Source organism: Pseudomonas arsenicoxydans, from assembly GCF_900103875.1.
Taxonomy (GTDB): domain Bacteria; phylum Pseudomonadota; class Gammaproteobacteria; order Pseudomonadales; family Pseudomonadaceae; genus Aquipseudomonas; species Aquipseudomonas arsenicoxydans.
Map to the genome: position 1 here is coordinate 6273391 of NZ_LT629705.1, position 13729 is coordinate 6287119.

The following is a 13729-nucleotide window of genomic DNA, read 5'->3' on the forward strand; positions in this document are numbered from 1 at the left end:
ACCCTTATACGGCCATCAGGTCTTTTTCTTTCTGCGCCAGATTCGCGTCGATTTCAGCCACATACTTCTTGGTCAAATCGTCGATCTCGCCAGCAGCACGACGCTCTTCGTCTTCGCTGATTTCCTTTTCCTTGACCAGATCTTTCAGCGAGCTGTTCGCATCGCGACGGATGTTGCGCACAGCGACACGGGCGTCTTCTGCAACATCACGCGCCTGCTTGGTGAAGCCCTTGCGGGTTTCCTCAGTCAGGGCTGGCATGGAGATCAGCAACAACTCGCCCAGGTTGGTCGGGTTGAGGTTCAGACCGGCGCTACCGATGGCCTTGTCGACGGCACCCAGCATGTTGCGTTCAAAGGCAACGACTTGCAGGGTACGGGCGTCCTTGACGGTGATGTTCGCCACTTGCTTGATCGGGGTGTCGGAACCGTAATACGGCACCATCACGCCTTCAAGAATGCTTGGGTGCGCCTGGCCGGTACGAATGCGGCCGAAGTTGTGCAGCAGCGACTCGACGGATTTCTTCATACGCTCTTGAGCGTCTTTCTTGATTTCATTGATCATTGTTGGCCTTCCTCGATCAGGGTCCCTTCAGCGCCGCCATGCACGATGTTCAGCAGGGCGCCGGGCTTGTTCATGTTAAAGACGCGCAACGGCATCTTGTGGTCGCGGCACAGGCAAATGGCCGTCAGATCCATCACGCCCAGCTTGCGATCCAGCACTTCATCGTAAGTCAGATGATCGAACTTCTCGGCATGCGGGTCTTTGAATGGATCTGCAGTGTAAACGCCATCGACCTTGGTCGCCTTGAGCACAACATCGGCGTCGATTTCGATTGCACGCAGACAGGCTGCCGAATCCGTAGTAAAGAACGGATTGCCAGTACCGGCCGCGAAGATAACAACCTCTTTGGCGTTCAAGTGGCGCATCGCTTTGCGGCGATCATAGTGATCCGTCACACCCACCATGGAAATGGCCGACATCACGATGGCCGAGATATTGGCACGTTCCAGCGCATCGCGCATGGCCAGGGCGTTCATCACAGTGGCCAGCATGCCCATGTGGTCGCCAGTCACCCGATCCATGCCGGCCGCGCTCAGCGCTGCACCGCGAAACAGGTTGCCGCCGCCAATCACCAGGCCGACCTGAACACCGATACCGACCAGTTGGCCGACTTCAAGCGCCATGCGATCCAGAACCTTGGGATCGATCCCGAACTCTTCGGACCCCATCAGGGCCTCGCCGCTAAGCTTGAGTAGAATGCGTTTATAGCGAGCCTGATAACCACTGCCCTGCTGAGCCATTGCGAATCTCTCCTGCGGCGTATTTTAAAAATTCTTTGCGAGCTGTTTACAGCTGGCGTTCACTCTAGCTTGGCGCTGCTTCAGCGCCATCGGAACATGGCTTTGTAAGCCAGTTCCAAACGGAAACCAATTAAAAATTGGTGCCCCATCTGAAAAGAGGCTGCGCGCGTAAGCGGGCAGCCTCTTCAGGGCGACAGTTGAAAACTGTCTTATTGCTTGGCGGCAGCCAGCTGGGCAGCAACTTCTTCAGCGAAGTTGTCGACCGGCTTCTCGATGCCTTCGCCTACTTTGAAGTAGGTGAAAGAAACGATTTCTGCACCGGCCTTCTTGGCCAGTTCGCCAACCTTGATTTCAGGGTTCTTGACGAACGCCTGCTCAACCAGGCTTGCTTCGGCCAGGAACTTGCTGATACGGCCTTTGACCATGTTCTCAACAATGTTTTCTGGCTTGCCTTTGATTTTTTCTTCGTTCAGCTGCAGGAACACAGCTTTTTCACGCTCGATCGCTTCAGCCGAAACTTCCGAAGGCAGCAGGAACTCAGGGTTGCTGGCCGCTACGTGCATAGCGATGTCTTTGGCCAGTTCAACGTTGCCGCCTTTCAGGACAACTGCAACACCGATTTTGTTGCCGTGCAGGTAACCACCAACAACGTCACCTTCAACGCGTACCAGGCGACGGATGTTGACGTTTTCGCCAACCTTGCCAACCAGTACCAGGCGATCAGCCTCTTGTGCGGCGATCAGCGGAGCGACGTCAGTCAGTTTGTCGACGAACGCTTTTTCAACGCTAGCAGCAACAAATGCCTTGAAGTCGTCCTGCAGGGCCAGGAAGTCAGTCTGCGAGTTTACTTCCAGCAGAACAGCAGATTTGCCGTCTTCTTTCAGAGCGATAGCGCCTTCAGCAGCCACGTTGCCTGCTTTCTTGGCAGCCTTGATGGCGCCGGAAGCACGCATATCATCAATGGCTTTTTCGATGTCGCCGTCAGCCTTTTCCAGGGCTTTCTTGCAATCCATCATGCCTTCGCCGGTACGCTCACGCAGTTCTTTAACCAACGCTGCAGTAATTGCTGCCATTTTCAAAATCCTCTTGGATAGGTTTTCAACCATTCCACCCGATCGAACGGGCGATCAATTCTTCCCGAACCACCGTTGTAAGCCGCTGCACGTTACAGAAGCTGTAGCTGCGCTACCGACAAACGGTTTTCGAGGTGGCAAAAAGGGGGCCAAGCCCCCTTTTTGCTTACTGAGTCAACGCCTAGGCGCTAATTACTCAGCTGCAGCTGCCGGAGCTTCTTCAGCGAACTGCTCGGTGCCACCAGCAACGTGGTTGCGACCGCGGATAACAGCGTCAGCCATCGAACCCATGTACAGCTGGATAGCGCGGATTGCGTCATCGTTGCCTGGGATGATGTAGTCAACGCCTTCCGGGCTGCTGTTGGTATCGACTACGCCGATAACCGGGATACCCAGCTTGTTGGCTTCGGTGATCGCGATGCGCTCGTGATCAACGTCGATAACGAACAGTGCGTCTGGCAGACCGCCCATGTCCTTGATACCACCCAGGGAACGATCGAGCTTCTCAAGATCGCGAGTGCGCATCAGCGCTTCTTTCTTGGTCAGCTTGGCGAAAGTACCGTCTTCGGCTTGCACTTCAAGGTCACGCAGACGCTTGATGGAAGCACGGATGGTTTTGAAGTTGGTCAGCATGCCGCCCAACCAGCGGTGATCGACGTACGGCGAACCGCAACGTGCTGCTTCTTCAGCAACGATCTTGCCAGCGGAACGCTTGGTGCCGACGAACAGAATCTTGTTTTTGCCCTGGGCCAGGCGCTCTACGAAAGTCAGAGCTTCGTTGAACATTGGCAGGGTTTTTTCAAGGTTGATGATGTGAATCTTGTTACGAGCGCCGAAAATGTACTTACCCATTTTCGGGTTCCAGTAACGGGTCTGGTGACCGAAGTGCACACCGGCCTTCAGCATATCGCGCATGTTGACTTGGGACATGATAGTTCCTTAATAAGTCGGGTTTGGCCTCCACGTATCCCAATGACCAACCAGCAGCATCAGCTGAAGGCACCCAGGTCATCGTGTCGACACGTGTGTGGATTTAAGCCTTTCGGGGTATCCCCGGAAAGCGGCGCATTTTATATCACAGGGATGCAAAAAACGGAACCCGGATTCTCAATTCGTGACACGCACCTTCATGCGCGCCCTTGGAATCGCTCAAGATTGCACCAAACTATAGAGAGAAGCGACGTACAGAGGCTCAGATTTGCGCTGATCGTCTGTTAGAATCGCGTTTTTAAGGGTCGCGAAGATCGATCGCGCATTGCCCATTTCGTTTTAGCGAGCGCCATCGAGCGCAGAGAGAGCCTGTATGACCGTCACCCTCAAAACCCCCGAGGACATTGCAAAGATGCGTGTCGCCGGCAAACTGGCCGCCGATGTGCTGGAAATGATTGCCGAACATGTCAAGCCGGGCATCACCACCGACGAACTGGACCGCATCTGCCACGACTATATCGTCAACGAGCAGAAAGCCATCCCTGCCCCGCTCAACTACAAAGGCTTCCCCAAGTCGATCTGCACCTCGATCAACCATGTCGTCTGCCATGGCATCCCGAACGACAAGCCGCTCAAAGATGGTGACACGCTGAACATCGATGTCACCGTTATCAAAGACGGCTACCACGGCGACACCAGCCGAATGTTCCACGTCGGCACCGTGCCGGTCTGGGCCGAGCGTCTGTCGCAGGTCACCCAGGAATGCATGTACAAGGCGATCGAACTGGTCAAGCCTGGCTGCCGCCTGGGCGACATTGGCGAAGTCATTCAGAAACACGCTGAAAAGAACGGTTTCTCGGTGGTTCGCGAGTTCTGCGGCCACGGCATCGGCAAAGTCTTCCACGAAGAGCCGCAGATCCTACACTACGGCCGCGCCGGCACCGGCATGGAGCTCAAAGCGGGCATGACCTTCACCATCGAGCCGATGATCAACCAGGGCAAGGCGGACACCAAGGTGCTGGGCGACGGCTGGACCGCGATCACCAAGGATCGCAAGCTCTCCGCGCAGTGGGAACACACCCTGCTGGTAACCGAAACCGGTTACGAGATCTTCACCCTGCGCGCCGACGACACCATCCCGCGCGTTTCGGCCTGATCCGAACCGCGCAGTTCTCAGCTTTATAGACAGGAATGCCAATCGATGCCGCAGGTGGATCCCGAACTCTTCGACCGCGGCCAGTTCCAGGCTGAACTGGCCCTGAAGGCAAGCCCGATCGCGGCCTTCAAGAAGGCGATTCGTCAGGCCCGCGAGGTGCTCGACGGGCGCTTTCGCAGCGGCCGCGACATTCGCCGGTTGATCGAGGATCGCGCCTGGTTCGTCGATAACATCCTGCAAAAGGCCTGGGAGCAGTTCAACTGGAGCGAAGACGCCGACATCGCGCTGGTCGCGGTCGGCGGCTACGGTCGTGGCGAGTTGCACCCTTATTCCGACATCGACCTGCTGATCCTGCTCGACAGCGCCGATCACGAAATCTTCCGTGATTCCATCGAGCGTTTCCTGACGCTGTTGTGGGACATCGGCCTGGAGGTCGGTCAGAGCGTTCGTTCCGTGGACGAATGCGCCGTTGAGGCCCGGGCCGACCTGACGGTGGTCACCAACCTGATGGAAAGCCGCACCATCTGCGGTCCGGAACGTTTGCGCCAGCGCATGCTCGACGTCACCAGCACCGCGCACATGTGGCCAAGCAAGGACTTCTTCCTGGCAAAACGCGCCGAGCAAAAGGCCCGTCACCACAAATACAACGACACCGAATACAACCTGGAACCCAACGTCAAAGGTTCACCCGGCGGCCTGCGCGATATCCAGACGATTCTGTGGGTGGCCCGTCGCGAGTACGGCACTCTGAACCTGCGAGCCCTGGCAGGCGAAGGCTTCCTGGTGGAGAGTGAAAACGCCCTGCTGGCCTCGTCCCAGGAATTCTTGTGGAAGGTTCGCTACGCGCTGCACATGCTTGCCGGCCGCTCCGAAGACCGCTTGCTGTTCGACCACCAGCGTTCGATCGCCGGGCTGTTGGGTTTCGAAGGCGATGACGCCAAGCAAGCCATCGAAAACTTCATGCAGCAGTATTACCGGGTGGTCATGAGCATTGCCCAGCTCAGCGACCTGATCATCCAGCACTTCGAAGAAGTCATTCTCGCCCCGGAAGATCAAGCGCCACCGCAGCCGATCAACTCGCGATTCCAGCTGCACGACGGTTACATCGAAGCGCGTAACGACAACGTATTCCGCCGCACGCCGTTCGCCATGCTCGAGATTTTCGTGCTGATGGCCCAGCAGCCGGAAATCAAAGGTGTGCGCGCCGACACCATTCGCCTGCTGCGCGAACATCGCCACCTGATCGACGACAATTTCCGCAACGACATTCGCAATACCAGCCTGTTCATCGAGCTGTTCAAGTGCAAGATCGGTATCCACCGCAACCTGCGCCGGATGAACCGTTACGGCATTCTCGGCCGTTATCTGCCGGAGTTCGGCTTCATCGTCGGGCAGATGCAGCACGACCTGTTCCACATCTATACGGTCGACGCTCACACCCTGAATCTGATCAAGCACCTGCGTAAGTTGCAGTACACACAGGTGTCGGAAAAATTCCCGCTGGCCAGCAAGCTCATGGGCAAATTGCCCAAGCCCGAGCTGATTTACCTCGCCGGCCTTTACCACGACATCGGCAAGGGCCGGCATGGCGATCACTCGGAAATCGGCGCGGTGGATGCCGAAGCTTTTTGCCAACGCCATCAGTTGCCCGTGTGGGACAGCCGCCTGATCGTCTGGCTGGTGCAGAACCACCTGGTGATGTCGACCACCGCCCAGCGCAAGGACTTGTCCGACCCGCAGGTCATCCATGACTTCGCCCAGATCGTTGGCGACGAAACCCGTCTTGATTACCTGTATGTGCTGACCGTCGCCGACATCAACGCCACCAACCCGACCTTGTGGAATTCCTGGCGCGCCAGCCTTTTGCGCCAGCTCTACACCGAAACCAAGCGCGCCTTGCGCCGTGGCCTGGAAAACCCCGTGGATCGGGAAATGCAGATCCGCCAAACCCAGAGCGCCGCCCTGGACATCCTGGTGCGCGGCGGGACCGATCCGGACGATGTCGAACAGCTGTGGTCGCAACTGGGCGACGACTACTTCCTGCGTCACACCGCCGGCGACGTAGCCTGGCATACCGACGCGATCCTCCAGCAACCCGCTGGCGGCGGGCCGCTGGTGCTGATCAAGGAAACCACCCAGCGCGAATTCGAGGGTGGCACACAGATCTTCATTTATGCCCCCGATCAACACGACTTCTTCGCCGTGACCGTGGCCGCAATGGACCAGCTCAACCTGAACATTCACGACGCTCGGGTTATTACGTCCAGCAGCCAGTTCACCCTCGACACCTACATCGTGCTCGATACCGACGGCGACTCGATCGGCGACAACCCGGCGCGGGTCAAACAGATCCGTGAAGGCCTGACCGAAGCCCTGCGCAACCCCGACGATTACCCGACAATCATCCAGCGCCGCGTACCGCGCCAGCTCAAGCATTTCGCGTTCGCGCCACAGGTGACGATCCATAACGACGCCCAACGTCCGGTGACCGTGCTGGAGCTCAGCGCACCCGACCGCCCGGGCTTGCTGGCGCGCATTGGCACGATCTTCCTGGAGTTCGATCTGTCGCTGCAAAACGCCAAGATTGCGACCCTTGGCGAGCGGGTGGAAGACGTGTTCTTCATCACCGACGCGCACAACCAGCCGTTGTCAGACCCGCTGCTGTGCACCCGTTTGCAGGATGCAATCGTTGAACAGCTGACCGTCAGTAACGAACCCGAGATCAAGCTGTCACGTCTCAGTATCTGAATTAACAAATTTCCCCCTGTGGGAACGAGCCCCTGTGGGAGCGGGCTTGCCTGCGATAGCATCACCTCGGTGCATCTGACACACCGAGGCGCCTGAATCGCGGGCAAGCCCGACTCCCACACAAAGCTCGCTCCCACATTGAACGAGGCCCCGCATGAACAACGCTTTGAACCAGTTGCAGCCCTACCCGTTCGAAAAGCTCCGCGCCCTGCTCGGCAGCGTCACGCCAAACCCGGACAAGCGCGCCATCGCGCTGTCCATTGGCGAGCCGAAGCACCGTTCGCCTAGCTTTGTCGCCGAAGCCCTGGCCAGCAATCTGGATCAGATGGCCGTGTACCCGACCACTCTTGGCATTCCCGCTCTGCGCGAAGCCATTGCTGCCTGGTGCGAACGCCGTTTCAGCGTTCCGAGCGGCTGGCTTGACCCGGCGCGCAACGTGCTGCCGGTCAATGGCACCCGCGAAGCGCTGTTCGCCTTCACCCAGACCGTGGTCAACCGTGGCGACGACGCCCTGGTGGTCAGCCCGAATCCGTTCTATCAGATCTATGAAGGCGCTGCGTTCCTCGCCGGGGCCAAGCCGCACTACCTGCCGTGCCTGGACGAAAACGGTTTCAACCCCGATTTCGATGCCGTATCGCCAGACATCTGGAAACGCTGCCAGATCCTGTTCCTGTGCTCCCCGGGCAATCCGACCGGCGCACTGATTCCGGTCGACACCTTGAAGAAGCTGATCGCCCTGGCCGACGAATACGACTTCGTCATCGCGGCGGATGAGTGCTACAGCGAACTGTACTTCGACGAGCAAACGCCGCCGGCCGGCTTGCTCAGCGCCTGCGTCGAGCTGGGCCGCAAGGATTTCAAGCGTTGCGTGGTGTTTCACAGCCTGTCCAAGCGCTCCAACCTGCCAGGCCTGCGTTCGGGCTTCGTGGCCGGTGATGCCGAGATCCTCAAGGGCTTCCTGCTCTATCGCACCTACCATGGCTGCGCAATGCCGGTTCAGACGCAACTGGCCAGCGTCGCTGCGTGGAATGACGAAGTGCATGTGCGCGCCAACCGCGCGCTGTATCGCGAGAAATACGATGCGGTGCTGGAAATCCTTGGCCCAGTGATGGATGTGCAGCGTCCGGATGGCGGTTTCTACCTGTGGCCAAACGTTGAAGGCGACGATGAAGCGTTTTGCCGTGATCTGTTTGTAGAGGAACACGTGACCGTGGTGCCGGGTTCTTACCTGTCTCGCGAAGTTGATGGCTTCAATCCGGGCGCCGGGCGCGTGCGCATGGCATTGGTTGCGCCGTTGGCTGAATGTGTAGAAGCGGCCAAGAGAATTCGCGACTTTATTATCCGCAACAAGTAAGTATTCCTGCCTGCACTGTGCAACGCAGTGCAGGCAATTTTATATAGCCAGTTACATTTCATTCACAATTAAAGTTCACCGCACTGCAGAGTTCCCCTACTCTCATGCAGCACATAGTTGTGCACACTAATAAACCTATGCATCCACTTCACGGAAGAAGTAACGAATGAACTGCATTGAAAATTGTTCTCTTATTCAATGGCCTGATGATCAGCAATCCTACGATGCTGCCGTCAACGAAAACCCCGCAAATGCAAACGCCTCCACCAGTACTCGCCGCAAGCGTTCGCTGATCAATTACTCCAAGCTGTGGGCTAATGGACGAACGCTCAAAATCGCCTTTATCGACGGCCCTGATGATGTGCACAAACAGAAGATCATCGACGCTGCCAGCCAGTGGCTGCCCTATATCAACCTGAGCTTCGATTTTGTCGATGGACTTGAAGGTGATATCCGCATTGCTACAAAAAACAATGCCAACAGTTCAATGCTCAGCACCGATGCGCTGTTGATTCATCCTGACTGGCAAACCATGGATCTGGGTGTCAAACCTGAACATGCAGACTTCGACGTGATCGTGACTCATGAGTTTGGACATGTTTTAGGCGCCATGCATGAACACCAACACCCTGAGGCCAATATTCCCTGGGATAAACCGAAGGTGTATGCGTTCTACCAGAATCGGGAAATGAATCCACTGGCCAAAGAACAAGTCGATAAAAACCTGTTTCAGCCCTTCGATACCATCGAAGCGATTTATACGCCCTACGACAGAAAGTCGATCATGCACCACCCCGTGGCGAACGCCCTGACATTGGGTGATTGGGAAAATCCAATCAATCGCAAGATCAGTAAAAAAGACAAGCGCTTGATGAAACTGCTCTACCCCAAGCGCTAAAACTATATTCTTTTTAATGATCGAGAACATGGGCATCGTCATTGAAGCTAACGGACGAGCATTGCCGATATCAGAACGGCTACACGCACACTACAAGTAAATAAATCATGAACATTAATATTCCCTGCAAAATGATCCACGCAGTTGACGAACTCGCCTCTTACGACGCGGCCATCCTGGAAAACCCCGACAACGCCCAACGCTCTTCCACGGGCCGACGCTCCAAGCGCGCCATTGGTACATGGAGCAAATTCTGGGGAAATGGCCGGACGTTAAGAATCGCGTTCGTTGATACACCAACTCCAACGAAAAGGCTTGCCATCGAAGCGTTGATCAAGCAATGGCAACCCTCGGTAAACCTGCACTTCGAATTTATTGAACAAGGTGAAAGCGAGATCAGGATTTCAACCTCAAGCGCAAAAAACGACTCCGCAGTAGGAACGGATGCGTTGTTGTACGAACAACATGTACCGACGCTGAATTTGAATGTTGAAATGGACCATCCGGAATTTGAAGCAACTGTACTGCATGAGTTCGGTCACGCGTTGGGCCTTAAGCACGAGCATCTGCATCCCAAAGCGAACATTCCCTGGGACAAACCAAAGGTTTACGAATTTTATAAAACCCACTTTGGGTGGACCGAGAAAGACACGGACCATAACGTCCTGACCTCCCTTGGAGGCAGCGACCATTTATGGGGCAGCTACGACAAGGATTCGATCATGCATTACCCCGTTCCAAACGAACTGACAACACAGGATTGGGAAGTGGGCATCAACACCAAAATCAGCATGCTGGACAGGCGAGTCATGCGCAAAGCCTACCCAAAAAACCGATCGATCGACGCTGACTGAGTCCCACGAACTCACAGGCTGAGCACCTTCTGGTGACGCTACCATTCGCCATGAAAGCCTACTTGACCGATCCCAGATTGGCCTCACTCAAATCCAGTTCCCCCAGCACTTCGCGCAGCACGTCATCACCAATCTGGTGATGACGGCTCAGGCTGTACAGTTCAAGGCGTTGCGCCCGCAGCGCCTTCAAGCGCAACCGCCGCTCCAGCAGGTCCATCTGAAACGCCAGCGCCTGGGCTTCCGCCGAATCGTTGAACACTTCCAGCTGATGCCGATACTCGGACATGATTCGCGCTTTCAGTTCCGCAGCCAGCGCCGCCTCTGCCGCATCCACAGGCTTGGCTTCCTCGATTTCCAGCGCATGGATCGCCGCTTCGGCAGTCTTGCGCCAGGCGTCACGCACTTCGTTACGGCGTTTGTCGTCGGGGCTTTTCTCTATGCCACGCAGCAACAGGGGCAAGGCGATGCACGCGGAAACCAGCGACAGCAGAATCACGCCGGCGGCGATGAAGATCAGCAGATCGCGCTCGGGAAACGCATTGCCTTCCAACAGCAACGGTACCGACAGTATGCCCGCCAGCGTCACGGCCCCGCGTACCCCACCGACCGTCAGCAGCCAGCAGGATCGCGCGGTCGGCACTTGTGTCATCTCGCCCCTGCCGCGCCAGCGTCGCAGCAGAACAGACAAGCGCCAGATGCTCTGCACCCAGACGAAGCGCAACACCAGCAGCACCAGAAAGATGGCGACCACGTCCAGGCAACGGTAGAGCAGCGTCGGCCACAATGACGTTTCATGACTGGCCACGGCCTTGATGATGTCCGGCAGTTGCAAGCCCAGCAGCAGGAAGATCAAACCGTTGAAGGCAAACTCCAGCAGCGACCATACGCTGCGATTGAGCAATCGGGTGCTGGTCTGGCGTGGCAGCAGGTCGAGCCAGCTCTGCATCATCCCCGCCGCCACGGCGGACAGAATGCCGGATGCGCCGAGACGTTCAGCCACCACATAAGCGGCGAACGGCAGCAGCAACATGAACACCACATGAGTCGCTGGATCATCCCAGCCGCGAGCGATCATCCATGAGCGCAGTTGTCCCACCAGCCAGCTCAATGCGACGCCGACGGCCAGGCCGCCGACCGCCACCAACACGAAGGTCACGCTGGCGTTGGCCAGCGAGAAAACGCCTGTAACCGCTGCCGCCAACGCAAATTTGAACGTCACCAGGCCCGAGGCATCGTTCATCAACGCCTCGCCCTGCAACATGTGCATCAGCGGCGTCGGCAGACGATCCCGGGAGATGGCCGAGACGGCCACGGCATCCGTGGGCGACAACACCGCCGCCAAGGCAAACGCCACCGGCAACGGAATGCTGGGTAACAACCAGTGAATGAAGTAGCCGGCGCCAACCACGGTGAACAGCACCAGCCCCACCGCCAGTGTCAGGATCGGCCCGCGCAGGCGCCAAAGCTCACGCTTGGGCATCCGCCAGCCATCGGAAAACAACAGCGGCGGCAGAAACAGGAAGAGGAACAGCTCGGGATCCAAGGCCACATGCAGACCCAGCGTCGGCCAGGCCAGCAAGGCACCCGCGCCAATCTGTACCAGCGGCAATGGCAGCGGGATCACCCGTCCGATCAGGCGTGAAACGCCGACCAGCATCAACAGGATCAGGACGGTGTAGGCGGTTTGCATAAAGCGCGGGTTCCCAGGCAATCGACAGCATTGAAGTGCCATATTAGCCGCTTAGACTGCGGGCTGGCCGTTGCACTAATGTCGCACGCTCTCGCGACCGACATTACACCCTGCGGCAGCAAGCTCGCGGCCACAGGGTTTTGGGTTTTAACTCAAGGGTCATGGCATAATCCGTCACCTTTAATTTCCAGCACCTGCAAAGGGGGCAATTCCTTGACCGTTTCAAGCAAAACGTTGCACCTTTTCGGCATCAAAGCCTGCGACACCATGAAAAAGGCGCGCACCTGGCTCGATGAACACGCTGTCAGCTATGACTTTCATGATTACAAGACGGCCGGAATCGACCGTGAACACCTGACCCAATGGTGCGACGAGCACGGTTGGCAAGTGGTGTTGAACCGTGCAGGCACGACCTTTCGCAAGCTCGACGACGAACGCAAAGCCGATCTCGACCAGCGCAAAGCCATCGAACTGATGCTCGCACAACCCTCGATGATCAAGCGCCCGGTGCTTGATCTCGGTGACCGAACCCTGATTGGCTTCAAGCCAGATATCTACGCGGCAGCGCTCAAGTAAGCAGCCCGTTCCATTTTGTTAGAGGTATCAACATGTCCACTACTCCGTTCAGCCTGGCCTTTGGTGTCGGCACTCAAAACCGTCAAGGCGCATGGCTGGAAGTGTTTTACGCGCAGCCGCTGCTCAATCCATCGGCTGAACTGGTCGCTGCGATCGCACCGGTCCTGGGTTACACCGAAGGCAACCAGGCCATCGCATTCAGCACTGCCCAGGCCTCGCAACTGGCCGAAGCGCTCAAAAGCGTCGACGCTGCACAAGCCGCGCTGCTGACCCGTCTGGCCGAGAGCCACAAGCCGCTGGTCGCCACTATCCTGGCCGAAGATGCTCAACTGACCTCCACGCCTGAGGCTTACCTCAAGCTGCACCTGCTGTCCCATCGTCTGGTCAAGCCGCACGGCCTGAACCTGGCCGGTGTGTTCCCGCTGCTGCCGAACGTGGCCTGGACCAGCCAGGGCGCGATCGACCTGGCCGAACTGGCCGAGCATCAACTGGAAGCCCGCCTGCGCGGCGAGCTGCTGGAAGTGTTCTCGGTGGACAAGTTCCCGAAAATGACCGACTACGTGGTACCGGCCGGCGTGCGTATCGCTGACGCGGCGCGTATTCGTCTGGGCGCATACGTGGGCGAAGGCACCACCGTGATGCACGAAGGTTTCGTCAACTTCAACGCAGGCACCGAAGGCCCGGGCATGATCGAAGGCCGTGTATCGGCTGGCGTGTTCGTCGGCAAGGGTTCGGACCTGGGCGGCGGTTGCTCGACCATGGGCACCCTGTCGGGCGGCGGCAATATCGTGATCAAGGTCGGCGAAGGCTGCCTGATCGGCGCCAACGCCGGTATCGGCATCCCGTTGGGCGATCGCAACACCGTTGAGTCGGGCCTGTACGTGACCGCTGGCACCAAAGTGGCACTGCTGGACGAAAAAAATCAGCTGGTCAAGGTCGTGAAGGCCCGTGAACTGGCCGGTCAACCTGACCTGCTGTTCCGCCGCAACTCGGAAACCGGCGCAGTGGAATGCAAAACCCACAAATCGGCGATCGAACTGAACGAAGCGCTGCACGCTCACAACTAAGCGTCGAATGACCCAATGTGGGAGCGACCAGGCTCGCTCCCACAGGGTTTGGCGTACATCCGCCCATGTTTAACAGGGCCC

The 13729-nt window shown here is 57.5% G+C and carries 12 protein-coding genes; 7 read left to right on the forward strand and 5 right to left on the reverse strand.

Translation table 11 applies throughout. The features are described 5' to 3' along the window. Positions 1-4 precede the first annotated feature (4 nt). The 4 genes from frr to rpsB form a co-directional block, all read right to left on the reverse strand. Positions 5-562, reverse strand: a complete 558-nt coding sequence (gene frr, locus BLQ41_RS29380; protein WP_090187830.1) for a ribosome recycling factor — start codon at positions 560-562, stop codon at positions 5-7. Beyond that, the gene (pyrH, locus tag BLQ41_RS29385; RefSeq protein ID WP_003172271.1) at positions 559-1302 is read right to left on the reverse strand and encodes a UMP kinase; all 744 of its coding nucleotides are present in this window, start codon (positions 1300-1302) and stop codon (positions 559-561) included. Before pyrH ends, frr begins: the two co-directional genes overlap by 4 nt. A gap of 209 nt (positions 1303-1511) precedes the next feature. Continuing rightward, complete coding sequence (gene tsf, locus BLQ41_RS29390; RefSeq protein ID WP_090187832.1) at positions 1512-2375, reverse strand: translation elongation factor Ts; 864 nt, start codon at positions 2373-2375, stop codon at positions 1512-1514. Positions 2376-2567: 192 nt separating this feature from the next. Beyond that, positions 2568-3305 carry a 30S ribosomal protein S2 gene (rpsB, locus tag BLQ41_RS29395; RefSeq protein WP_090187835.1) on the reverse strand — a complete coding sequence of 246 codons (738 nt, stop codon included), beginning with the start codon at positions 3303-3305 and terminating at the stop codon, positions 2568-2570. 373 nt (positions 3306-3678) lie between these two features. On the opposite strand from rpsB, the gene map reads away from it, so the two are divergent. From map to BLQ41_RS29420, 5 genes are all read left to right on the forward strand, one after another. Continuing rightward, entirely contained in the window at positions 3679-4461 is a 783-nt protein-coding gene (gene map, locus BLQ41_RS29400; RefSeq protein WP_090187838.1) for a type I methionyl aminopeptidase, read from the forward strand. A gap of 45 nt (positions 4462-4506) precedes the next feature. Further along, a complete protein-coding gene (locus BLQ41_RS29405; protein WP_090187840.1) occupies positions 4507-7209 on the forward strand; it encodes a [protein-PII] uridylyltransferase in 2703 nt (900 codons plus the stop codon). Between the two features lie 154 nt (positions 7210-7363). Beyond that, positions 7364-8563, forward strand: a complete 1200-nt coding sequence (gene dapC / locus BLQ41_RS29410; RefSeq protein WP_090187843.1) for a succinyldiaminopimelate transaminase — start codon at positions 7364-7366, stop codon at positions 8561-8563. A 166-nt stretch (positions 8564-8729) separates the two neighbouring features. Next, positions 8730-9461, forward strand: a complete 732-nt coding sequence (locus BLQ41_RS29415; RefSeq protein WP_090187846.1) for a M12 family metallopeptidase — start codon at positions 8730-8732, stop codon at positions 9459-9461. Positions 9462-9568: 107 nt separating this feature from the next. Continuing rightward, entirely contained in the window at positions 9569-10315 is a 747-nt protein-coding gene (locus BLQ41_RS29420; protein WP_090187848.1) for a M12 family metallopeptidase, read from the forward strand. A gap of 58 nt (positions 10316-10373) precedes the next feature. On the opposite strand, the gene BLQ41_RS29425 is transcribed toward BLQ41_RS29420, so the two are convergent. Further along, positions 10374-12005 (reverse strand): Na+/H+ antiporter, encoded by a 1632-nt coding sequence (locus BLQ41_RS29425; protein ID WP_090187851.1) that lies wholly within the window; start codon positions 12003-12005, stop codon positions 10374-10376. A 213-nt stretch (positions 12006-12218) separates the two neighbouring features. Here BLQ41_RS29425 and BLQ41_RS29430 point away from each other — a divergent pair, with 213 nt between their 5' ends. Both BLQ41_RS29430 and dapD read left to right on the forward strand, forming a co-directional pair. Beyond that, positions 12219-12581: an ArsC family reductase gene (locus tag BLQ41_RS29430; RefSeq protein WP_064676097.1), complete on the forward strand. Its 363-nt coding sequence runs from the start codon at positions 12219-12221 to the stop codon at positions 12579-12581. A 32-nt stretch (positions 12582-12613) separates the two neighbouring features. Next, complete coding sequence (gene dapD, locus BLQ41_RS29435; RefSeq protein WP_090187854.1) at positions 12614-13648, forward strand: 2,3,4,5-tetrahydropyridine-2,6-dicarboxylate N-succinyltransferase; 1035 nt, start codon at positions 12614-12616, stop codon at positions 13646-13648. Positions 13649-13729: the final 81 nt, after the last annotated feature.

What these genes read in the sequence shown, in the direction of transcription:
- rpsB (WP_090187835.1), bottom strand. Translation starts at nt 3,305, where the DNA reads ATGTCCCAAGTCAACATGCGCGATATGCTGAAGGCCGGTGTGCACTTC.
- BLQ41_RS29405 (WP_090187840.1), top strand. Translation starts at nt 4,507, where the DNA reads ATGCCGCAGGTGGATCCCGAACTCTTCGACCGCGGCCAGTTCCAGGCT.
- BLQ41_RS29425 (WP_090187851.1), bottom strand. Translation starts at nt 12,005, where the DNA reads ATGCAAACCGCCTACACCGTCCTGATCCTGTTGATGCTGGTCGGCGTT.
- frr (WP_090187830.1), bottom strand. Translation starts at nt 562, where the DNA reads ATGATCAATGAAATCAAGAAAGACGCTCAAGAGCGTATGAAGAAATCC.
- BLQ41_RS29415 (WP_090187846.1), top strand. Translation starts at nt 8,730, where the DNA reads ATGAACTGCATTGAAAATTGTTCTCTTATTCAATGGCCTGATGATCAG.
- tsf (WP_090187832.1), bottom strand. Translation starts at nt 2,375, where the DNA reads ATGGCAGCAATTACTGCAGCGTTGGTTAAAGAACTGCGTGAGCGTACC.
- pyrH (WP_003172271.1), bottom strand. Translation starts at nt 1,302, where the DNA reads ATGGCTCAGCAGGGCAGTGGTTATCAGGCTCGCTATAAACGCATTCTA.
- BLQ41_RS29420 (WP_090187848.1), top strand. Translation starts at nt 9,569, where the DNA reads ATGAACATTAATATTCCCTGCAAAATGATCCACGCAGTTGACGAACTC.
- dapD (WP_090187854.1), top strand. Translation starts at nt 12,614, where the DNA reads ATGTCCACTACTCCGTTCAGCCTGGCCTTTGGTGTCGGCACTCAAAAC.
- map (WP_090187838.1), top strand. Translation starts at nt 3,679, where the DNA reads ATGACCGTCACCCTCAAAACCCCCGAGGACATTGCAAAGATGCGTGTC.
- dapC (WP_090187843.1), top strand. Translation starts at nt 7,364, where the DNA reads ATGAACAACGCTTTGAACCAGTTGCAGCCCTACCCGTTCGAAAAGCTC.